Below are 20,086 nucleotides of genomic sequence, written 5' to 3' on the forward strand. Positions count from 1 at the left end.
CTTTATTCAATTATATCCAGCATTAATGGAATTTCCTCGGCTGCGATACCTTGCTTGAGCAGGCTGTTCCGGTCTCTGTCGAATATGTCCAGGAATGCATCTTTGCTACCACTTTCTGCCATAGCTTTACCATAGAGTCCGGCAGCTTTTTCTATATTTCCCAATACCCATGCCACGTGTCCGGCATTGAGATAATCTGTTGCAAGAGGTTTGGAGGCGAGAAGTTTGTCATAATACTTCATAGCCTGTTCATGCTTACCACTGACAAATGAGCACCAGCCGATACCGCGCCATGCTTTCATGCAGTTGTTTTCCAGAAAGTCCAGTTTGAAGAAGTATTGTAGTGCATCTTCGTATCTTTTCTGTTCTGCCAGGCAACTTGCGGTATAGAATAACACATTGTGGTTTTCTGGTTGAATTGTTTCCACACGGTGGTAGTATTCCAGAGCGGCATCGAAATTCTTCATCTGACGGTAACAGGTAGCCAGATGGCGGAGCGTCCACAAATGATCAGGTTTCAGCATATCGGCTTTCAGATAAGCATCCACAGCTTCCTGATAGCGTTTCTCCTTTTGCAGGCAGAAGCCTGTTTTCTGGAAAATATCCGCATTGGCCTGTTTCCGGTCTATCAATATCCGGTAGAGCTCCAATGCTTCGGCAGGGTGCTCTTTGCGGAAATGGAAATCGGCAACAGCCACCAATAGTTCGGGAGCACTCAGCAATTCTTTCAGCACAGGATTACGGTGCAAAGCAATCTCTTCCTGGAAGATGTTGTGGAACTCATTTCTACGTTGGCTGAGTTTGAAGAAACGATATAAATCGTGAATATACTGGTTGCTGATAACGTCAGGCCGTTCTGCGTATTGCTTCAGACTGGCGCTATTCTTCTCTTCCATAAAGTCACTTTGGTCCTGGGGCGTCATCTGGCTTAACATCATATCCCGCTGTCCTTGCGGAAGTTGGGCAATGGTGAAACAGAATGAATACTTATCACTGTTGCAGAAGAATCCGGATTGCAGAATGATAGAGAGTACAGAACTTTCACTTGTCTGGTTCAAGCCGACCTGGTGGATAATACTGGAGTGCATCCGGTCGAAAGGATAGAACCAGTTGTGTGGTTCGCGGAAGAAAGGATAGCCTTTCAGTTGTGCGAATGTACTCATATAGACATCAGCGCCTTCCAACTGTAAATCGTTCATTTCTCGTATTTTGTCTCCCAATCCTGATTGTTCGAAAGCCTGTTCCCAGTCCGGATTACGGTCGTTTTCATCAGTTTCTTCAAAACCGAATTTCATGTTGCGCATGATATTCACGTTCCTCATCATTTCGGGAATGATTTCTTCCCGCATCTTCTTGTCAATTTTCTCGGTTTCCTGGCTGCGAAGCAGTTGGATGTAAACACGGTTCACCTGTTTACTGAAGTCCGGATCTTCTCTGAAAAGAGAAATGCGTGCTTCCAGTTCCGGGTAGAGTGTAATGCGAGTGGGGTAGAGATGCAGGGTGATGACAAGTCCTACCAAAGCCCTTTGGTTGATTTGCGGATGGGTATGGCGGAGTCCGTCGAGCAGCCAATTGATCTTACGTTCGTCGAAACACTCCATTAAACTAAGTGTGACAGCACTGACAAACAGACATAAATCATTGATTGGTAATGTTTCCGAGCGGAGCATATCTTCTGCTTGGGCAAATTCTTCCAAAGTCCAGTTATTGTTGCTCCAAGTGGTAAGAAACATAACCTGGTGTGTTTCTTCATGCCGTTTTAAGATAGCGTCCAAGCCTTGATAGTTTGCCAACTGCGATACGGCCATTTCGTCCGAGAATCCTTCCAGTATCCTCTGTTGGGCAGAGAGGTCATAAGCCTTCGGCAACTGGTTGGGATTTCTGCGCAAAGAATGATAGTAGTGGGTAGATATCTCATCCAGCAATAGGATGCGCGTCTGATCGGCAATTTCCCAGGTATCGGCTAATAGTTGACGATACAATTTATGCCGTTCCGGATCTTTCATTCCCAGCTTCATGTATTGCAGCATATACTGATAGGAAGTCTGGATTTGTTCCAGGCGGTTACGCAAAGTCCAGTCATTACTATTATATAAGAAAGCATCCAGCTGAACGAGAGCTTCTTTCAGCCGTTTATCTTCCAGTAAACTGACTATCTGATTATATTGTTTTTGGATGGATTGTTCATTCATATTCAGTCCTTTCTTTAATACTTTATTAGTATAAGGTACAAAAATGATGCCAAAAAAGTTCGGGTTCTTAGAAAATACTGACTGCAGTTTTGGTTGTCAGTAATTCCAGAGCTTTCATGCCCATTACGGAGTTGCCTTTGGAATTGAGTCGCGGACTCCATACAGCTACTGCATACTTGCGTGGGCATACAGCAGCGATACCACCACCGACCCCACTTTTCCCGGGTAATCCTACCAGATAAGAAAACTCGCCGGCTTCATCATAGAAACCGCATGTTTGCATAATGGCATTGATACGCTTCACCTGCGAAGTCGTCAGTTCGGTTCCATCAAAACTGAACGGTCTTGTGTGATCGGCAAAGGGGAGGAAAGAATGTGCCAGTTCCCGGCAATTCATACCTATGGAACATTGACGGAAGTAGAAGCGAAGTACCCGCTCGATGTCGTTTTCTATATTGCCGTGATATTTCAGCATATTGGTGATGGCGGCATTCAGATATCCATACTCCCGTTCGGAAGCAGCCATGCTTTCATTATATTGAATCGTGTCATTGCCGCAGAGTTTCCGCACAAAAGAGAGATATTCCCTTTCCGGATATTCAAGTACTGAGAGCAAGACGTCTGCCATTACCAATGCCCCTGCATTGATGAGTGGATTGCGGGGGATTCCTTTCTCCATTTCCAGCTGAAAGATGGAGTTGAATGCATTGCCGGATGGTTCTACGCCTATGCGTTTCCAAAGTTCGTTACCTATCCGGCCAAAGCTCATGGCAAGAGAAAATACTTTTGAAATACTCTGCACGGCGAAACGTTCATCACTGTCTCCCTGGGCATATTCCTTGCCTTCGATGGTGCGCAGACAGATGCCATAACGATCAGGATTGACTTTCAGCAGTTCAGGGATATAACTTGCCGGTTTGCCTTCCTGTGCATACGGCTGTATTTCTTCGTATATTTCTTTCAGAATTCGGCTGTATTCCATAGCATGTAAGGTTTTTCTTTAGAAGCGCACTTGCAACTGTGCTTGTAATAAATTACTGTTTTCTCCGATATGGCGGTTGCAGTACGTATATTGTGCCTGTACTCTGCACTTAGGATAAAACCAGTATTGCAGTCCCACTACGTAATTGGTTTGCTTGTCATCCAGCACTTTGCTTTTGTTAAAATAGTCATAAGATGCAATGACATCCACTTTGGGGAATACATGTGCAGATGCCGTTACGTAGTAGCCGTCGCTTTTCACGTGTCCATCTTTTCCGGCCAGGTATTCTGTGCGTACATCAACCGGTTTGGTCTTAATCACTGCACCTGCCGACCAACGGTTACGCGTATAGTTTTCACCTACCTGTATATCCGGATTAAGAGTGGAAGTGGCTACTGCGCATCCCTTTCCTTTAACAAAAGAACCACCTACGGATAGCCAGTCGAGCGGATGAACCATCAGACTGCCTACAATATCTTTCTGGTTGTTCTTGTCTTTCAGATTGATGCCTTGTCCATTCATCAATGCAAGATTATAATTTACCAGTTTGCCGAACAGGTCTCCATAAATCAGGAGACCCATATCGCGCCCGCTGCTGGAACCATATAACGGATCGCTGCCGTTGATACCGGCCAGATAATTGACAGACTGCGCGTAGCAATTGATCAACTCTACATAGCAGGGAGACATTGGGTTTTCAATGGTATACATCGTTTTGAATTGTCCGATGCGGGCGGTCAGTTGGGGGAGGAATTTGTATTCGGTGTATGCTTCAAGTATTTTCCCGGTATTGGCAAAGCTGTACATGAAGTAACATAGCCAGCGGTCAGTGATTTTACCTTGTGCCATGAAGATAACCCGCTTGATGTCAAAGGTATTACTGCCATCGTCGGCATCATCATACGTATATCCTACCTGTGCATAACCGGCAAGGCTGATACGGTCTTTCAGAGTGTTTACTACGTCGTTTAAACAAGCATCTTGTGCCGTTGCTATCAGGACAGAGAACAAGAAAGCGAAGGATAACAGTATTCGTTTCATTATTTTTTATAGATGTGAAGATATAAGATTAAAAAAGGCAACCCTTCTTTTCAAAGAGCTGCCTTTGGGTATGATAATGTCTGTTTTTATTCGTTGATAGCAGCGATACCCGGAAGAACTTTTCCTTCGATTGCTTCGAGTAATGCACCACCACCGGTTGAAACGTAAGAAACACCGCTTGCCAAACCGAACTTGTTTACGCAAGCTACGGAATCACCACCACCTACAAGTGAGAAAGCACCGTTCTTGGTAGCCTCTACGATAGCTTCACCTACGGCACGTGAGCCATGAGTAAAGTTCTCGAATTCGAATACACCAGTCGGACCGTTCCACAAGATAGTCTTGGAGTTTTTAATAACGTCTGTGAAGATTTTCTCTGTTTCAGGACCGATATCCAAACCTTCCCAACCATCAGGAATTTGGTCAACCGGACAGAACTTAGTGTTGGCGTCGTTAGAGAAAGCGTCAGCGATCTTAGCGTCAACAGCCAATACCAGGTTTACACCTTTTTCTTTAGCTTTTGCTACCAGGTCAAGAGCCAGATCCAGTTTGTCATCTTCGCAAATGGAAATACCGATCTTTCCACCCATAGCCTTAGTGAAAGTATAAGTCATACCACCGGCGATGATCAGGTTATCAACCTTACTCAGCAGGTTTTCGATGATTTCGATTTTAGAAGAAACCTTAGAACCACCCATGATAGCAGTGAACGGACGTTTGATGTCATTCAATACTTTATCAACAGCTTTCACTTCTTTCTCCATCAAGTAACCGAACATCTTGCTGTCTTTGTCGAAATATTTAGCGATCAAAGCCGTAGAAGCGTGTGCACGGTGAGCTGTACCGAAAGCGTCGTTTACGTAGCAGTCAGCATAAGAAGCCAATTTCTTGGTGAATTCTTTCTGGCTTTCTTTTACGGCTTTCTTGGCGGCAGCTTTTTCTTCGTCTGTCGCATCTTCTGCCAAACCGCGGGGTTTGCCTTCCTCTTCAGCATAGAAACGAAGATTCTCAAGCAACAGCACTTCACCCGGTTGCAGAGCAGCAGCTTTTACAGCAGCTTCTTCGCCCATACAGTCGTTAGCGAATTGCACCTCAACACCCAACAATTCTGACAGATGTTTCAGGATATGTTTCAAAGAGAACTTGTCAGCCGGACCTTTCGGACGACCGAGGTGAGAACCAATAATTATACTGCCACCGTCAGCCAAAATTTTCTTCAGCGTAGGAAGAGCAGCACGCATACGGTTATCATCTGTAATGTTGAAGTTTTCGTCCAAGGGTACATTGAAGTCCACACGAACGAATGCCTTTTTACCGGCAAAGTTGAATTGATCAATTGTCATAATACTCTATTTTATTTAAAAGTGTTATTAATTTGTTTTCGTGAGCGCAAAGTTAGCATTTATTTCTTTCTTTTGCTATGAAACCGTCATTTATTCTTTATCTTCCGGCTTCTCTTTGCTAACTTTATACTTCTCGCAATAATATTTGCACATCAATTGCAAACCGCAGTTGTCACATTGTGGTGTACGTGCCTGGCAGACGTATCGTCCGTGCAAAATAAGCCAGTGATGAGCAATGGGAATGTCGGCTTCCGGAATGTTTTTCACCAGTTCTTTTTCTACACTGAACGGGGTGGTGCATTGGTCCGAAACCAGTCCGAGGCGATGGCTTACACGGAACACATGAGTGTCTACTGCCATTGCCGCTTTGTTGAATACAACGGATTGGATGACGTTTGCCGTCTTACGTCCTACACCGGGAAGTTTTATGAGTTCTTCCAGTGTGCCGGGCACTTCGCTGTTGAAGTCTTTCACCAACATTTGTGCCATGCCTACCAGATGTTTTGCCTTGTTATTGGGGTAAGACACGCTACGGATATATTCATATATCACTTCCGGAGTACTGGCAGCGAGAACTTCCGGAGTCGGGAAGTCGCGATACAGTGGCGGAACAATCATATTCACCCGTTTATCCGTACATTGGGCGGAGAGGATGACCGCTATCAGCAGTTGAAACGGAGTCTCATAGTGTAGTTCCGTTTCGGCTACGGGACGATTTTCCCGAAACCAGGCAAGGACTTTTTCATAACGTTCTTTCTTTCTCATCGCAATTTATTTTTATGGTAATTGGGAGCTACTTTGCCATTGAAGTAGAGCATGGAAACAATGGTAAGGCAGGCTCCGAATAAATAGGCTTTATCAAAGGTGCTGACTTCTGCAATATAGCCTCCTGTCAACATACCGATACCGATGCCTACATCCCAGGAGGTCAGGTAGGTGGAAGTGGCGGTACCACGTTGGCTGTTGGGGGCGAGGTTGACAAATAAAGTGTTGTAAGCGGGGAACATAATGCCGAACCCCACTCCCAGCAACAAGGCCACGGAAAAGAAAACAATCGTACATACCATGTTGTTCCAGCTGATAAGATATACACAGGCCGAAAGCAGGAAAAAACTGAACACCACGAGATACAGTCCAGCGGAAATAACCTGCGTTATCTTACCTCTGTCCACAATCTTTCCGGAGAATATACGTGAAATAGCCATTCCTATTGCCATGAAAGTGAAGAAGAAACCTGTGGTGGCATTAATCCCGATTTGTTTGGCATACATAGCCACATAGTTGGTCGTCATTCCATAAGGAATGGAAAGCAACAAGAGGCTGATACCTGCCGGAATACCTTTCAGCAATATGAATCGGTCGAGAGATATCGGTTCCCGTCTCACAGGTGGTTTATAAGGAGTCTTTACAAGAGAAGCGCAAACGAACCCAGCCATACAGGACCCTAGTGAACAGCAGAATATGGTAGTAAAACTCATTCCCGCATCATGCAGAAATAATCCTGACATCGGACCCACTGCCATTGCAATGTTGTTTGAAAGCCCATAGTATCCCAATCCTTCTCCGCGTCGTGAAGATGGCATGATGTCAATCACCACTGTGTTACCACCTACGGTTACCATTCCGAACGATACTCCCTGTATGATACGGAACATGATAAACAGTGTAAGCGAGCCTGCAATAATGTATCCGGCAAACATCGTCATAAAGATGAAGTAAGCCATCAAATATAAAGGTTTACGTGCAAAACTGTCCAGAAAATAACCGGAGAAGGGGCGGATACACAATGCAGCTACTGTGTAGCAGGAAAGAATGATACCGATTGTGGAATTGCCGGCACTGAATACTTCGGACAGGTAAAAGGGAAGTACCGGTATCAGCAACCAGAATCCGAAATACAGAAGGAAGTTGGCTGCGAGAATAAAACAATAACTGGAAGTAACAAGTTTATCTTTCATTCTTATTAAATTGAGAGTTGAGAATTCTCAACTCTCTACTTATTTTAGTAAGCGGCTTCGAATTCCTTCAGGAATCTTGTGTCGTTTTCAGAGAACATACGAAGGTCTTTCACCTGATATTTCAGGTTAGTAATACGCTCGATACCCATACCGAGGGCGTATCCGCTGTATACCTTACTGTCGATGCCGTTACTTTCCAATACGTTGGGGTCTACCATACCGCAACCCAGGATTTCTACCCAGCCGGTATGCTTACAGAACGGACAGCCCTTTCCGCCACAAATGTTACAACTGATGTCCATTTCGGCACTGGGTTCCGTGAACGGGAAATAAGACGGACGCAGACGGATCTTGGTATCTTCGCCGAACATTTCTTTGGCAAAGAGCAATAACACCTGTTTCAGATCAGTGAAAGATACGTCTTTATCTACGTACAACGCTTCTACCTGATGGAAAAAGCAGTGTGCGCGATAGCTGATAGCTTCGTTACGATATACGCGTCCCGGGCAAATGATGCGGATAGGAGGTTGTGAGACTTCCATAACGCGTGTTTGTACGGATGAAGTGTGCGTACGCAATACGATGTCGGGATGTGCTTCGATGAAGAAAGTATCCTGCATATCGCGTGCGGGGTGATCTTCAGCAAAATTCAATGCGGAGAACACGTGCCAGTCATCCTCAATTTCCGGACCTTCGGCAATACTGAAACCCAGACGTGCAAATATATCGATGATTTCGTTTTTTACGATGGTGAGCGGGTGGCGTGTACCCAGTTCTACCGGATAAGCGGAACGAGTGAGGTCAATATCGTCACAACCCGTATCCTGGCTTTCGAACTGTTCTTTCAGGGCGTTAATCTTTTCCTGCGCCTTGTTTTTCAGTTCATTCAGTCTCATGCCGACTTCTTTCTTCTGTTCGGCAGCCACGTTGCGGAAGTCTGCCATCAAGTCATTGATAGCGCCTTTTTTACTGAGGAATTTGATGCGGAGTGCTTCCAGTTCCTCGGCGTTGGCAGCTTTCAGTGCTTCCACTTCTTGCAGAAGCTGGTTGATTTTATCTATCATATCGTCGTTATTATTTATTTCCGAAATACATAAAACGGTGCAAAGATACAACTTTATCATGATTTCGCTCCCAATCTCTTTATAAAATTAATCGGTCGCGGGGAAAAAGTCTGTAGCTGTGTAAATCTTCGTAGCATCTCCATGCGATCTCCGTATCGTATAGATTGTGGATAATCATTATCCTTGTCAGCTATGCACTGTCCTCCTTATCTTTGTGGGAGGTTAATTAGCTTCTTCTTTGTTCTTTTTCAGTGCTTTTTGATAAAGTTCTTCTTGCAAAACAAAGAATTCTGCCATGAGCTCAACAGGAACACATGGGTCGTTTTCATCTTCCGCATTGTTCATCAATTGCTCGATTCTTTTAGAGAGGGAAAGGTAACGCTGCATTTCAGGGTCATAGGGGTTAAGCGTATGCAGTATAATGTCGCTTTTCCTTAAATTAGTTTGTTTCATCTTTTATGATTGATTTATTCGGCAAAGGTAACTGCTTTTTTAGTATTCTTAAGTATTCTGGCGTAAATAATCTTTTTGCTAAGCAATTTTTTCGAACAGATATTAAAAAAATATATTAATAGGTCTCTCTGATAACAACTTAATAGCTATTCAACTATCTTTATTACAGAAAATAGTGGCCACAAGTGTTTTCGTATTACTAACAATATCTATATAGTGTCAGATTCTTAACGGAAGACATTATATAGTAACTAATTTGTAAACTATGGAAACCAAAAAAACACCCAAAGCAAACTTGGAAAGCAAGAGACCCACGTGGTTACTTGTAGGTTATGTAGTCGTACTTGCCTTCATGTTCGTAGCGTTTGAATGGACGCGTGATATTAAGATTGACACGAGTGGTCGTATCGTCGAAAATGTATTTGAACAGGACATGGAGATCCCTCTTACAAGGCAGCCTGAGGTTGCTCCCCCACCTCCACCTCAAGTTACTCCTATTAATGATGTTTTAACAATAATAGATGATGACGCTAATGTAGAAGAAACCAATTTTGCCTCCTCGGAAGAAACCGGTGAGGATGTTGTAGTGAAACACATACCTGTCACTGTGGACGAAGATGTACCGGTAGAAGATGAGATTTTTGAAGTAGTGGAAGAAAATCCGCAATTTCTCAATGGTGGTACAGTCGGTCTTTTACAGTATTTGAGTAAGAATATCAAGTATCCCACCATTCCACAAGAGAATGGAACCCAGGGGCGTGTAACAGTACAGTTTGTTGTGAACAAGGATGGTAGCATCGTGGATGTGAACGTGATAAGAGGCGTTGATCCTTATCTGGACAAAGAAGCGGTTCGCGTTATTTCTACCATGCCGAAATGGAAGCCCGGAAAACAACGTGGCGTACCCGTACGCTGCAAGTTTACAGTGCCTGTGACGTTTAAGTTACAATAGGATAAGTTTTAAAATCATTACATTGTTTGATTAAAGGTGAGATGGTTTGTTTGAGTGTGGATGCTTGAATGAACCATTTCACTTTGCATCAATAGTTCCTACATCCTACACCATTTATTATTTTTATCTGATTATCAGGTGTATATATGATGTATGAAGCGGTGTAGGAAGATGCATAAAAGCTTCATCCTACACCATAAAACAGACAATAAAGAACGTTTTTATACTTGTAATTTACTAATTCACAGATTCTTAATGTGCATTGTACAAACTTTGCCCGAATTCGTACAAATATCTCTTTTCTAGCCTGCAATTATTCATTACTGGAGTTAAACACCATCTTCTCATGGTATAGAAGGCTGAATTATAGATGTAAAATTTGATATGCCCCTTTCTTTTTCCCCTAAAGCTTTCATGTTAATGTCATTATGCTATAAGTAAAACCTCGTTTTCCAATTGTGGGCTGTCTGTCCCGCAATTGCGGGCTGCATAGCCTACAATTGGAAAACGTATAGCCCGCAACTGTAGGACGAAGTTTTGCTACGGGCAAAAGAAGAAAAGTAATAAAGCAAAGCGTGGTTTTCATACGACCTTTTACTCATCTTTCTTATTGTTCCTAAGTATTCTATTGTGGAATCTTTTTGGATTTATAAAGGATAGGTGGGGAGATAGAATAAAAAAAGGAATATATCCTGCTTCTGATATATTCCTTTTTATCGTGGAGAGTATCGGACTCGAACCGATCACCTCGACACTGCCAGTGTCGCGCTCTAGCCAGATGAGCTAACCCCCCTTTTTTGATCCTTCGCTAACGTTTGCGAGGTTTCTCTCTTTTTGGTGGCGCAAATATAATGCATTATTCTGAAATAATTGCTATGTTTGCGAAACAAAGTGAAAGAAAAAATATGCTGATTTATAATACAACCTATCAAGTAGAAGAAGGACAGGAAGATAACTTCCTAATCTGGATCAAAGAATTCTATTTACCCGAAGTAGAAAAGGCTGGTGCATTGCATACACCGCGCATTGTTCGTGTACTCAGTCACCGTGAAGAGGGCAGTACCTGTTATTCCCTTCAGTTTGAAGTGGAAAATTCCGGTGTTTTGCATCGCTGGCATCTGGAACAGGGAACAAAGTTGAACGAAGAGCTGGTTAAGATATTCCAGGATAAAGTGGTAGGGTTTCCTACACTGATGGAGGTGATAGAGTGATACAGCCTGTCAAGGAAAAGATAATTCTGGGCATTGACCCCGGTACAACCATTATGGGATACGGAGTTTTGCGCGTACAGGGAACAAAACCTGAGATGATAGCTATGGGCATTATTGATCTGCGTAAAATGGGTGACCATTACTTGAAATTACGTCATATACACGAGAGGGTGTTGAGTATAATCGAGAGCTATCTGCCTGATGAACTTGCCATTGAAGCACCCTTTTTCGGGAAGAATGTACAGTCTATGCTGAAGTTGGGGCGTGCACAAGGTGTTGCCATGGCGGCCGCTCTCAGCCGGGATATACCGATCACGGAATATGCTCCTTTAAAAATTAAAATGGCTATCACCGGAAACGGTCAGGCTTCCAAGGAGCAGGTAGCAGATATGTTGCAACGTATGTTGCATTTTGCAAAGGAGGATATGCCTACATTTATGGATGCCACGGACGGTCTTGCTGCCGCTTATTGTCATTTCCTGCAAATGGGACGCCCTACAGTAGAGAAAGGATATCATGGCTGGAAAGATTTCATAGCCAAGAATCCCGACAAAGTAAAGCGATAATATCTCGTATCTAATACTTAATGCTTGATACTCAATAATTAATACATGACATTTAATACTTAAAATAACGACCATGAAACTGAATGAACTTGCCTTGATTGGAGTGGCTGCTGCTACGATTGTCAGCTGTTCTCCGGCGAAAAAAGAGTACGCGTCTTATGAGCTGTATCCTGTTCGCTCGGGTGACCTGACAGAGATGGAGTATACTCCTGAAGTTACAAATTTTACTTTGTGGGCACCCACTGCCGATGAAGTGCGTCTGATGTTGTTTGATACCGGTGACAGTGGTCATGCTTATGAAACCGTTTCAATGGTGGCCGATAAGGAAGGAACCTGGACAGCAAAGGTGGAAAAAGACCTGATTGGGAAATTCTATACATTCAATGTAAAGATTAAGGATAAATGGATGGGAGATACTCCGGGCATCAACGCCAAAGCCGTAGGAGTAAATGGAAAGCGTGCCGCAATTATAGATATGAATGCGACTGATCCCGAAGGTTGGGCAGCTGATAAACGCCCTGCGTTGGCTTCTCCGGCAGATGCGATTATTTATGAAATGCATCACCGTGATTTTTCTATCGATCCTTCTTCCGGTATTCAGCACAAAGGTAAATTCCTGGCATTGACAGAAGAAGGTACGTTGAGTCCTGAACAATTGGCAACCGGTATTGATCACTTGAAAGAACTGGGTGTGACGCACGTGCATCTTCTTCCATCTTATGACTATGCTTCCGTAGACGAGACCAGATTGGATGAAAACAAATACAATTGGGGATATGATCCTCAGAACTACAATGTGCCTGATGGTTCATATTCTACCGATCCTTATGATCCTTCTGTTCGTATTAAAGAGTTCAAACAGATGGTGCAAGCATTGCATAAAGCAGGAATTCGTGTAGTGTTGGACGTGGTGTATAATCATACATTCAATACGGCTGAAAGCAACTTTGAACGTACAGTGCCGGGATATTTTTATCGCCAGATGCCGGATGGTAGCTTTGCTGACGCTTCCGCTTGTGGCAATGAAACGGCAAGTAACCGCCCTATGATGCGGAAATATATGATAGAATCCGTGTTGCATTGGATTAATGAATATCACCTTGACGGTTTTCGCTTTGATCTGATGGGTATTCATGATATAGCAACGATGAATGAAATTCGTAAGGCAGCTACGTCAGTTGACCCGAGTATCATTATTTATGGTGAAGGTTGGGCGGCTAAAGCTCCCCAGATGCCGGAAGACTCGTTGGCTATGAAAGCAAATACTTACCGGATGCCGGGTATCGCTGCATTCTCTGATGAAATGCGCGATGGATTGCGTGGCCCGTTCAATGACAATCATCAAGGTGCTTTTCTTGCCGGAGTTCCGGGAGGAGAGGAGAGTATCAAGTTTGGTATTGTTGGTGCTATCAAGCATCCGCAAGTGGACAATGATTTGGTGAATTATAGTAAGGCTTCCTGGGCTGAACAGCCGACACAAATGGTCAGTTATGTTTCTTGCCATGATGATATGTGCTTGGTTGACAGACTGAATGCAAGTGTTCCGGGTATTACGCCACAGGAGTTGATAAAATTGGATAAATTGGCTCAAACGGCTGTATTTACTTCACAAGGCATACCGTTTATTTATGCCGGTGAAGAGGTGATGCGTGATAAGAAGGGCGTGCATAACAGTTACCAAAGTCCTGACTCTATAAATGCTATTGACTGGAAACGTAAAGCAGAACATGCAGATGTTTTCGCTTATTATAAAGGTTTGATACAGTTACGCAAGAATCACCCTGCTTTCCGCATGGGAGATGCGGATCTGGTACGTAAGCATTTGGAATTCCTTCCTGTGGAGGGCAGTAACTTGATAGCCTACCGTTTGAAGGAACATGCCAACAGTGATGCATGGGAAGATATTATAGTGGCGTTGAACTCACGTAAAGAACCTGCTAAACTGACAGTTCCCGAAGGTAAGTATACGGTTGTTTGCAAGGATGGTTTCATCAGTGAAAAAGGATTGGGTACACTTTACGGATCAGAAGTGATCGTTCCTGCACAGTCTGCGTTGATTATTTATAAATAAGAATAGCGTATATATAATAAAATATCGCCCCTACGAGTTGTGTTACTTGTAGGGGCGCATCTGTATTCGCCCGGATACATAAAAATTGAGAGTTTGGGCATTATATTATAGTTTGTGTTATTCTTTAGCGATATCCGTTTTCCAGGTAATTCCGCTTATATCCATTAATTCAAGTTTATATATTCCAGTTGGTATATCGCTAGTGTTTTTTTCAATATTAATTTCTGCTTTAGCCCCTAATGGAATAACGAGACTATGTTCCCCGGGTTTTACTTTTGCAACATATTTATTACGTATATTGCTCACCGGAAAAGAACTAATCTTCGCCAGAATGCAGAAAAATAAGTCCATCCGACTACCAGGCGGAGAGCCAGCGAAAACATACCGGAAAGGTCATAGGTCTGGCCTGACGGGCGTTCTGGTGTTGGTTCTTTCTCCATAGACTCCTGTATTATTTATTTTGATTGTTCTTTTTTATGATATTTGGCTGCAAAATGTTCCCTAATAGGCCACCCATGGCAGTTCCCCACAATGTGCTGTTTAGTGGAGATGAGGTAATTGGACAAGTACCCGTGCTACAGCCGACATACCTCCAATATAGATAGCCGCCAATAGCCCCGACTATTGCACCTACGATTGTAGGCCAATATCTTTTAGCGAATGTTTTTTCCATCCTTTTTAATACTTTTGATACATGTCTTTTAAAGAAACAGATTTCCTAGGGAAATTGTTTCCCAATATATGGATTATTTTTCATATTAGTTGCTTAAAAAAGGAAGAATTGATTAAACTGCTCTCATTTTGAGCATTTAAAAGGAAAACTTGGTATCTTTGTGGCATCACTAAACAAAATACGTCTGAAATAATGCAACCATATACTATATGTTTGACGGGTGGTGTGGCCCGTAATCCGCTTGTGCGATTAGCTGCACCTGCTTCCGCATCTTTTCCGGCAGATGAACACATTGCCATTGTCGGACCTAACGGTTCTGGAAAAAGCCTTTTGGTAGATATGCTTATCGGAAAATACCCTTTGAAGGAAGGAACAATAACCTATGACTTTTCTCCTTCAACGTCAAAAACAGTCTATGAGAATATCAAATATATTGCTTTTCGCGATACGTATGGGTCGGCGGATGCCAATTACTATTATCAGCAGCGCTGGAACACCCATGATCATGATGATGTTCCGTTAGTCAGGGATATGTTGGGAGAAGTCAGGGATGAGAAACTGAAACAAGAACTTTTTGAATTATTCCGTATTGAACCTATGCTGGATAAGCCGATGATTCTTCTTTCCAGTGGTGAGTTGCGTAAATTTCAGTTAGTGAAAGCACTGCTTACAGCTCCCCGTGTTCTTATTATGGATAATCCTTTCATTGGACTGGATGCCCAGACCCGTGAATTGCTGAATACTTTGTTGGCAGGACTAGCCAAACGCTCTGCCGTACAACTTATCCTGATACTTTCTATGATGGATGATATTCCCTCATATATTAATAAAGTGCTGCCGATAGCTAATCGTACGGTAGGGCAAATGATGCAACGTGATCAATATCTTACCATATTCCGGAATGCAGATATACTTGTACCCGAAGATTTACAGCAGCGTATTATTGACCTTCCCTATGATAATACCAATTATGTATCCGATGAAGTGGTCCGATTGAATAAAGTCAGTATTCGCTATGGTGACCGTACTATTTTGAAAGAACTGGACTGGACAGTGATGCGCGGACAGAAGTGGGCGTTGAGTGGTGAGAATGGAGCGGGAAAGTCTACTCTACTTAGTCTTGTGTGTGCCGATAATCCTCAATCATACGCTTGCGATATCAGTCTGTTCGGGAGAAAGAGAGGGACGGGGGAGAGCATTTGGGAAATAAAGAAACATATTGGTTATGTCAGCCCTGAAATGCACCGTGCTTATTTGAAGAATCTACCGGCGATTGAAATAGTTGCCTCCGGCCTGCACGACAGTATCGGACTATACAAGCGCCCCAAAGCGGAACAGATGTCTGTTTGTGAATGGTGGATGGATATTTTCGGTATTGCTGCCTTAAAGGACAAACCTTTCTTGCAATTATCCAGCGGTGAGCAACGTCTGGCACTTCTGGCACGTGCTTTTGTAAAAGATCCGGAATTATTGATACTGGATGAGCCTTTGCATGGTCTGGATACATACAATCGTCGGCGGGTAAAGAAGATAATCGAAGCATTTTGCCGCCGGCAGGATAAAACCATGATTATGGTTACCCATTATGAAAGGGAGTTGCCTGCTACTATTACAGATCGCATAGCTTTAAAGCGTAATCGGTAATCAGTCAAAATTATGAAGAAACTGTTATTCCTGTTTTTGATACTTTTTTTCTTCTTTTCTTGTGGGAGAGGGAAGGCACCGATAAGTGAAAGTTCCCGGATAATACCCGACTCTTTCGCAATCGGTTTGAATTTGTATAATAAAGGAAGAGCAGTTTATCATCATTCCAATAACATGGACAGCATGTTATTCTATATGCAATTGGCTGAAGGTTTCTTCATACGTGATGGGCATAAAGCGCAGGTGAACCGTTACATTGCTTCTGTCTATTCGGCAAGAGGAGAATCGGATGAGGCTATCCGTTATTTTCTGAGGGCCAGTCGTACGGCAGAAGAATGGCAGTATAGTTTTATCTGTCAGGGAATAGCTGATGCCTATACTGCTGCCGGGCGCTTCCGGGAGGGGGTATCTGGATTAGATTCTATACGGAAGAATATGGATAACAGGCAGATGGTACCTTATTATCATTTAGCTAAAGGAAATCTTTGGGCCGGTATCAACGAATATGATTCTGCTTCTACCTATTATCGTATTGCGTCGATGTCCTTGAACCGTTGGGTTGCAGCCGAGGCATCCCGGAGGTTGAAGTTACTATACTCTTCGCTGGGGAAAGACAGCTGCTCTTTCTATTCAGCACTTGCTGCTAATGAACATCTTGTAAATGAACTGAGAAGAGAGGAAGGAGTTGAAAGCCGGACGAAGTATGAAAAGGCTAAACTGGAAAATGAACTGAACCGGTTGAAAATAGATAAGCAGAGGCGGGAAATCTGGCTGTTAAGTCTGGGACTTTGTTTTGTTGTGGCATTCGCTGCGAGTTATATTGTTTGGCAACGTCGCAAACGCCAGATGTATAAGCAGCTTTGGCGTGAGCAATCCCTGAGACTGAGTCAGACGGAACAATTGTTACAGCAGTCGGAAGAGTTGAGTATATTGCGCGAAAAAGAGAGTCAGCTTCGTGAATCGCTTTTTCGACGGATGAAGTCGTTTCATAAAATTCCCTCTTTGGAAAAAGAAGAGGAGAGTGCTGAAGAGGGAAATGATAATCAAAATCGACGTATAGCCTTGTCTAATGAAGAATGGGAGGATATACGCCAAACGGTGGATGGAAGTTATGATAAATTTTCAGTGCGATTACTGGAAGCTTTTCCGGGATTGAGCATGAAGGATGTGTATTTTTGTTGCCTGGTGAAAATAAACGTTAGTATTAAAGATCTATCTGACATTTACTGTATCAGTCGTACCTCGATAAGTCGTAAGAAACAGCGGATGAAACGAGATAAGTTGGGATTGACGGAGAATAATGAGACTTTGGATGATTTTTTGCGCCGTTTTTGAGTTTTTGTCTATACTTGTTGCGATTGATTAATTTATATATGGCTTATAATCATGTGTTTATGTGCTTGATAACTTATACCTTTTGTCTATAAGATAATTTGTATTTCCTTCCTTGTCCAGCTATCTTTGCCTCATTGTTTCATGTAAAAAATAAAAATATGAAAAGCAAACAATGGAAAAGTGCAGGACTGATATGCCTGGTGTTTATTGGAGGGTTGAGTTCTTGTACAAATGGTGGACAAGGATCAAAAGGTGATGCATTAGACGCACAACCGATAGTTGGTTCGGTGGAGATTTTAAACGGAGATTCTGTATGGGTTTGCAACCAATCGGCACTGAAAGATACATTAGTACTTCCATTGAGTTATTTTGCAGATGAACTGCAGATTGTGAAGTTGGATAACCGGGATGAAGCATTGGTGCCTGTGCGGAATGTGATTGTTTCTGACAATTATATATTGGTATGGGGCAAAGACCAAACTCCTTTTAAGCTTTTCGATAAATCTGGAAAGTTTCTTGGCAATGTGGGGGCTTTTGGACAAGGTCCCGGTGAGTATCAGTTGATCTATGACGCTCAGATAGACGAGGCTGGTGGGCGTATATATTTGCTTCCGTGGAATGCAAGATCTCTGCTGGCCTATGATTTGAAAGGACAGTCTGTCCAGAACATTTCACTACCCGGTTTGGTGCCGAAAGGTGTCTTCAAGGCAAATACAAAGGATTCTCTTTTGTCTGTATTCCTTCTGCCTTTTGATTATTTGCCGTATGTGGCATGGACTCAGAAGTTCAGTGGAGAAATACAAGATACGATACGTTCACGCCATTTGGCCTTAAAACCTGATTTCAGCAATGAGGTACATAGTAATAAGAATGGTGCTGATTTTGATGTATCTCTTTCTCCATTCTGGAAACGCCGTCCGGATAGCCTTTATCATTATGCCAACGGACGTTTGAATCCTCGTTTCACTATGAATTTTGCAAAGAAAGAAATCCCTATTCATGATTACAAAGAATTTCCACATCATTTCTTGGGAAGTATATCCATAGAAAAACAATTGGATGAAAACAATTTCACGACGGAGGCTCCTGCTGATTTTATTATAGATAAACAGACTTTAAAAGGTGCTTTCTATAAAGTGGAGAATGACTATCTGGGCAATTTGCCTATTTCCTGGTTTTCGTACAGTTGCTCAAACGGATATTATACGGCCAACATGGAGCCTGTAACTCTGAAAGAAACATTGGAAAAATATCTGGTAGACGCTAAAGACATTTCTGCTGCCGACCGGGAACGTATACAAAAGCTGGCAGATAGCATTCATGAGAATGACAATAACTATATTCTGTACGCTAAGTTGAAATAATAAATGAAACACTTACTTTACATTATATTGCTGTCTCTATCGTTTCTCTCTGCCTGCAAGCCGCGGGCAGAGCAGAAACATCGGGAGGCGAACGACACGATTATTGCAGAACCCCCATCTGGTACCTTCCAGTGTATCTACTCCCGATACGTATGTATATGAAACCAGCACTATGCAACTGTTTGAAACCGATACGACAGGTGTCTTGAAACCTTTACCCTTTACTTTTAAGTCAGAAAAAGGTTCTTCTTATTCTGACCGGCAGATATGTGTAGTTTCCTGGAATACTTTCTATTATGCTGATAATGTATCAGGAGGAAAAGCCATTATTCGTGCTGTTTATCAAGGGGACAGTTTGCATACAGAGCAGATATATAATCTTGCATTTAGTAAAAAACATCCTGACTTATAGCGGACGTACTCCACTTCAGGTATCACGTGAAAACGGTAAAAGTGACGGATATATCTTTGTGGAGCAATATGATTGGGGCGGTAATCCGGTAGCACGTTATAAACTTGACCATTGGGGCAGGGTTGTATCAGATGGGAAGCGATTGTATCAGGTATGTTATATGTATGACGATCCGCTCTTTTTGTATACATTACCCGGAAAAGAATAAAAGAGGTTTGCAAGATAAAAGGCTAAAATGATTCATCTCTAAAAAATACTTTTTATATTTGCAGCCGTTATGGCGAAGTATATACTTTTATTTTGCATATTATTAGGTGTATTTCTTGTATCGGGATTCGAATCTGTATCCGGCGATATGAAGGAGTATAAGGAACTTCGTGTAACAGGCTTGCAGCAGGGTAAGACGGAATGTAATATATCTGAGGCAGGTGCAGAGCAATGTAGGAAAGTGGTCTATGGCGGAGAATATGCGAGTAAGGCTATTGGTAATATAGCAACATCCGTTTCGCGCAGTAATATTCCTTCTTCACAAGTTCTAAGATTTAATGCCCTTTCAGTTGTAGCAAAGATCATCAAATCCATAAAGGTGCTACTTCCCGAAGAAAAAAGAATGTCTTTTCCGTATCAACTCTCTCTTACTCACTATTCCAGTAGATACTATATCTATGCGTTAAGACATATTATTATTTAATCTTTCTCTTTTCTATAAGGCATTAAGTGTGTCTTATATCTCCTTATTACTTCAATTCATATGTATTCCTTTCATTGAGAATAACTGAAAAGTCGTATCTCTGTTGTGGAATATGTATATACCTATATGTTAAT

General features: G+C 42.6%; 20 protein-coding genes and 1 tRNA gene. 9 read left to right on the top strand and 12 right to left on the bottom strand.

The genetic code is table 11. From position 1 onward, the window contains the following. Positions 1 to 2 precede the first annotated feature (2 nt). The 8 genes from K429_RS0105425 to K429_RS0105460 all read right to left on the bottom strand — a co-directional run bounded on the left by K429_RS0105425 (position 3) and on the right by K429_RS0105460 (position 9,033). Positions 3 to 2,192: a tetratricopeptide repeat protein gene (locus K429_RS0105425; protein WP_025726276.1), complete on the bottom strand. Its 2,190-nt coding sequence runs from the start codon at positions 2,190 to 2,192 to the stop codon at positions 3 to 5. A gap of 67 nt (positions 2,193 to 2,259) precedes the next feature. Next, on the bottom strand, positions 2,260 to 3,174 hold the full coding sequence (locus tag K429_RS0105430) for a glutaminase (protein WP_025726277.1): 915 nt from the start codon (positions 3,172 to 3,174) through the stop codon (positions 2,260 to 2,262). Between the two features lie 18 nt (positions 3,175 to 3,192). After that, positions 3,193 to 4,215 carry a porin gene (locus tag K429_RS0105435; RefSeq protein ID WP_022209911.1) on the bottom strand — a complete coding sequence of 341 codons (1,023 nt, stop codon included), beginning with the start codon at positions 4,213 to 4,215 and terminating at the stop codon, positions 3,193 to 3,195. Between the two features lie 86 nt (positions 4,216 to 4,301). Then, a complete protein-coding gene (pgk, locus tag K429_RS0105440) occupies positions 4,302 to 5,561 on the bottom strand; it encodes a phosphoglycerate kinase (protein WP_025726278.1) in 1,260 nt (419 codons plus the stop codon). Between the two features lie 87 nt (positions 5,562 to 5,648). Then, the gene (gene nth / locus K429_RS0105445) at positions 5,649 to 6,323 is read right to left on the bottom strand and encodes an endonuclease III (protein WP_007217431.1); all 675 of its coding nucleotides are present in this window, start codon (positions 6,321 to 6,323) and stop codon (positions 5,649 to 5,651) included. Next, entirely contained in the window at positions 6,320 to 7,516 is a 1,197-nt protein-coding gene (locus K429_RS0105450) for an MFS transporter (protein WP_007217432.1), read from the bottom strand. The genes nth and K429_RS0105450 overlap by 4 nt, the downstream gene beginning before the upstream one ends. 44 nt (positions 7,517 to 7,560) lie before the next feature. After that, positions 7,561 to 8,580 carry a phenylalanine--tRNA ligase subunit alpha gene (gene pheS, locus K429_RS0105455; protein ID WP_007217433.1) on the bottom strand — a complete coding sequence of 340 codons (1,020 nt, stop codon included), beginning with the start codon at positions 8,578 to 8,580 and terminating at the stop codon, positions 7,561 to 7,563. Between the two features lie 222 nt (positions 8,581 to 8,802). Next, positions 8,803 to 9,033, bottom strand: a complete 231-nt coding sequence (locus K429_RS0105460) for a hypothetical protein (protein WP_007217434.1) — start codon at positions 9,031 to 9,033, stop codon at positions 8,803 to 8,805. 265 nt (positions 9,034 to 9,298) lie between these two features. Between K429_RS0105460 and K429_RS0105465 the strand changes: the two genes are divergently transcribed. Next, positions 9,299 to 9,985, top strand: coding sequence for an energy transducer TonB (locus K429_RS0105465; protein WP_007214747.1), 687 nt, complete (start codon positions 9,299 to 9,301; stop codon positions 9,983 to 9,985). Positions 9,986 to 10,704: 719 nt separating this feature from the next. On the opposite strand, the gene K429_RS0105470 is transcribed toward K429_RS0105465, so the two are convergent. Continuing rightward, positions 10,705 to 10,778: transfer RNA gene (locus tag K429_RS0105470), tRNA-Ala, on the bottom strand. 112 nt (positions 10,779 to 10,890) lie between these two features. On the opposite strand from K429_RS0105470, the gene K429_RS0105475 reads away from it, so the two are divergent. From K429_RS0105475 to pulA, 3 genes are all read left to right on the top strand, one after another. Next, the gene (locus K429_RS0105475) at positions 10,891 to 11,196 is read left to right on the top strand and encodes a DUF4286 family protein (RefSeq protein WP_025726279.1); all 306 of its coding nucleotides are present in this window, start codon (positions 10,891 to 10,893) and stop codon (positions 11,194 to 11,196) included. Then, positions 11,193 to 11,762: a crossover junction endodeoxyribonuclease RuvC gene (gene ruvC, locus K429_RS0105480; protein ID WP_007214744.1), complete on the top strand. Its 570-nt coding sequence runs from the start codon at positions 11,193 to 11,195 to the stop codon at positions 11,760 to 11,762. Before K429_RS0105475 ends, ruvC begins: the two co-directional genes overlap by 4 nt. 73 nt (positions 11,763 to 11,835) lie before the next feature. Beyond that, positions 11,836 to 13,833 (top strand): type I pullulanase, encoded by a 1,998-nt coding sequence (gene pulA, locus K429_RS0105485; protein ID WP_025726280.1) that lies wholly within the window; start codon positions 11,836 to 11,838, stop codon positions 13,831 to 13,833. Positions 13,834 to 13,950: 117 nt separating this feature from the next. Here pulA and K429_RS0105490 read toward each other — a convergent pair whose 3' ends face one another. Genes K429_RS0105490 through K429_RS30815 form a run of 3 tightly spaced genes read right to left on the bottom strand, consistent with a single transcriptional unit; the run spans position 13,951 to position 14,506 of the window. Continuing rightward, positions 13,951 to 14,184: a TQO small subunit DoxA domain-containing protein gene (locus K429_RS0105490; protein WP_007214742.1), complete on the bottom strand. Its 234-nt coding sequence runs from the start codon at positions 14,182 to 14,184 to the stop codon at positions 13,951 to 13,953. Further along, on the bottom strand, positions 14,136 to 14,273 hold the full coding sequence (locus K429_RS30615; protein WP_007214741.1) for a hypothetical protein: 138 nt from the start codon (positions 14,271 to 14,273) through the stop codon (positions 14,136 to 14,138). Before K429_RS30615 ends, K429_RS0105490 begins: the two co-directional genes overlap by 49 nt. A gap of 11 nt (positions 14,274 to 14,284) precedes the next feature. Further along, entirely contained in the window at positions 14,285 to 14,506 is a 222-nt protein-coding gene (locus K429_RS30815) for a DUF6132 family protein (RefSeq protein ID WP_025726282.1), read from the bottom strand. Positions 14,507 to 14,698: 192 nt separating this feature from the next. On the opposite strand from K429_RS30815, the gene K429_RS0105505 reads away from it, so the two are divergent. From K429_RS0105505 to K429_RS0105525, 5 genes are all read left to right on the top strand, one after another. Continuing rightward, on the top strand, positions 14,699 to 16,150 hold the full coding sequence (locus K429_RS0105505; RefSeq protein WP_025726283.1) for an ATP-binding cassette domain-containing protein: 1,452 nt from the start codon (positions 14,699 to 14,701) through the stop codon (positions 16,148 to 16,150). A gap of 12 nt (positions 16,151 to 16,162) precedes the next feature. Continuing rightward, a complete protein-coding gene (locus K429_RS0105510; RefSeq protein WP_025726284.1) occupies positions 16,163 to 17,485 on the top strand; it encodes a hypothetical protein in 1,323 nt (440 codons plus the stop codon). Positions 17,486 to 17,643: 158 nt separating this feature from the next. Further along, positions 17,644 to 18,849: a 6-bladed beta-propeller gene (locus K429_RS0105515; RefSeq protein ID WP_025726285.1), complete on the top strand. Its 1,206-nt coding sequence runs from the start codon at positions 17,644 to 17,646 to the stop codon at positions 18,847 to 18,849. A gap of 296 nt (positions 18,850 to 19,145) precedes the next feature. Next, the gene (locus tag K429_RS0105520; protein WP_007214730.1) at positions 19,146 to 19,469 is read left to right on the top strand and encodes a hypothetical protein; all 324 of its coding nucleotides are present in this window, start codon (positions 19,146 to 19,148) and stop codon (positions 19,467 to 19,469) included. A gap of 69 nt (positions 19,470 to 19,538) precedes the next feature. Then, positions 19,539 to 19,952: a hypothetical protein gene (locus tag K429_RS0105525; protein WP_025726286.1), complete on the top strand. Its 414-nt coding sequence runs from the start codon at positions 19,539 to 19,541 to the stop codon at positions 19,950 to 19,952. Positions 19,953 to 20,086: the final 134 nt, after the last annotated feature.

The sequence above is a fragment of the Bacteroides sp. 14(A) genome (assembly GCF_000526555.1).
GTDB lineage: Bacteria > Bacteroidota > Bacteroidia > Bacteroidales > Bacteroidaceae > Bacteroides > Bacteroides cellulosilyticus.

What these genes read in the sequence shown, in the direction of transcription:
- K429_RS0105425 (WP_025726276.1), bottom strand. Translation starts at nt 2,192, where the DNA reads ATGAATGAACAATCCATCCAAAAACAATATAATCAGATAGTCAGTTTA.
- K429_RS0105430 (WP_025726277.1), bottom strand. Translation starts at nt 3,174, where the DNA reads ATGGAATACAGCCGAATTCTGAAAGAAATATACGAAGAAATACAGCCG.
- K429_RS0105435 (WP_022209911.1), bottom strand. Translation starts at nt 4,215, where the DNA reads ATGAAACGAATACTGTTATCCTTCGCTTTCTTGTTCTCTGTCCTGATA.
- nth (WP_007217431.1), bottom strand. Translation starts at nt 6,323, where the DNA reads ATGAGAAAGAAAGAACGTTATGAAAAAGTCCTTGCCTGGTTTCGGGAA.
- K429_RS0105450 (WP_007217432.1), bottom strand. Translation starts at nt 7,516, where the DNA reads ATGAAAGATAAACTTGTTACTTCCAGTTATTGTTTTATTCTCGCAGCC.
- pheS (WP_007217433.1), bottom strand. Translation starts at nt 8,580, where the DNA reads ATGATAGATAAAATCAACCAGCTTCTGCAAGAAGTGGAAGCACTGAAA.
- K429_RS0105460 (WP_007217434.1), bottom strand. Translation starts at nt 9,033, where the DNA reads ATGAAACAAACTAATTTAAGGAAAAGCGACATTATACTGCATACGCTT.
- K429_RS0105465 (WP_007214747.1), top strand. Translation starts at nt 9,299, where the DNA reads ATGGAAACCAAAAAAACACCCAAAGCAAACTTGGAAAGCAAGAGACCC.
- K429_RS0105475 (WP_025726279.1), top strand. Translation starts at nt 10,891, where the DNA reads ATGCTGATTTATAATACAACCTATCAAGTAGAAGAAGGACAGGAAGAT.
- pulA (WP_025726280.1), top strand. Translation starts at nt 11,836, where the DNA reads ATGAAACTGAATGAACTTGCCTTGATTGGAGTGGCTGCTGCTACGATT.
- K429_RS0105490 (WP_007214742.1), bottom strand. Translation starts at nt 14,184, where the DNA reads ATGGACTTATTTTTCTGCATTCTGGCGAAGATTAGTTCTTTTCCGGTG.
- K429_RS30615 (WP_007214741.1), bottom strand. Translation starts at nt 14,273, where the DNA reads ATGGAGAAAGAACCAACACCAGAACGCCCGTCAGGCCAGACCTATGAC.
- K429_RS30815 (WP_025726282.1), bottom strand. Translation starts at nt 14,506, where the DNA reads ATGGAAAAAACATTCGCTAAAAGATATTGGCCTACAATCGTAGGTGCA.
- K429_RS0105505 (WP_025726283.1), top strand. Translation starts at nt 14,699, where the DNA reads ATGCAACCATATACTATATGTTTGACGGGTGGTGTGGCCCGTAATCCG.
- K429_RS0105510 (WP_025726284.1), top strand. Translation starts at nt 16,163, where the DNA reads ATGAAGAAACTGTTATTCCTGTTTTTGATACTTTTTTTCTTCTTTTCT.
- K429_RS0105515 (WP_025726285.1), top strand. Translation starts at nt 17,644, where the DNA reads ATGAAAAGCAAACAATGGAAAAGTGCAGGACTGATATGCCTGGTGTTT.
- K429_RS0105520 (WP_007214730.1), top strand. Translation starts at nt 19,146, where the DNA reads ATGCTGATAATGTATCAGGAGGAAAAGCCATTATTCGTGCTGTTTATC.
- K429_RS0105525 (WP_025726286.1), top strand. Translation starts at nt 19,539, where the DNA reads ATGGCGAAGTATATACTTTTATTTTGCATATTATTAGGTGTATTTCTT.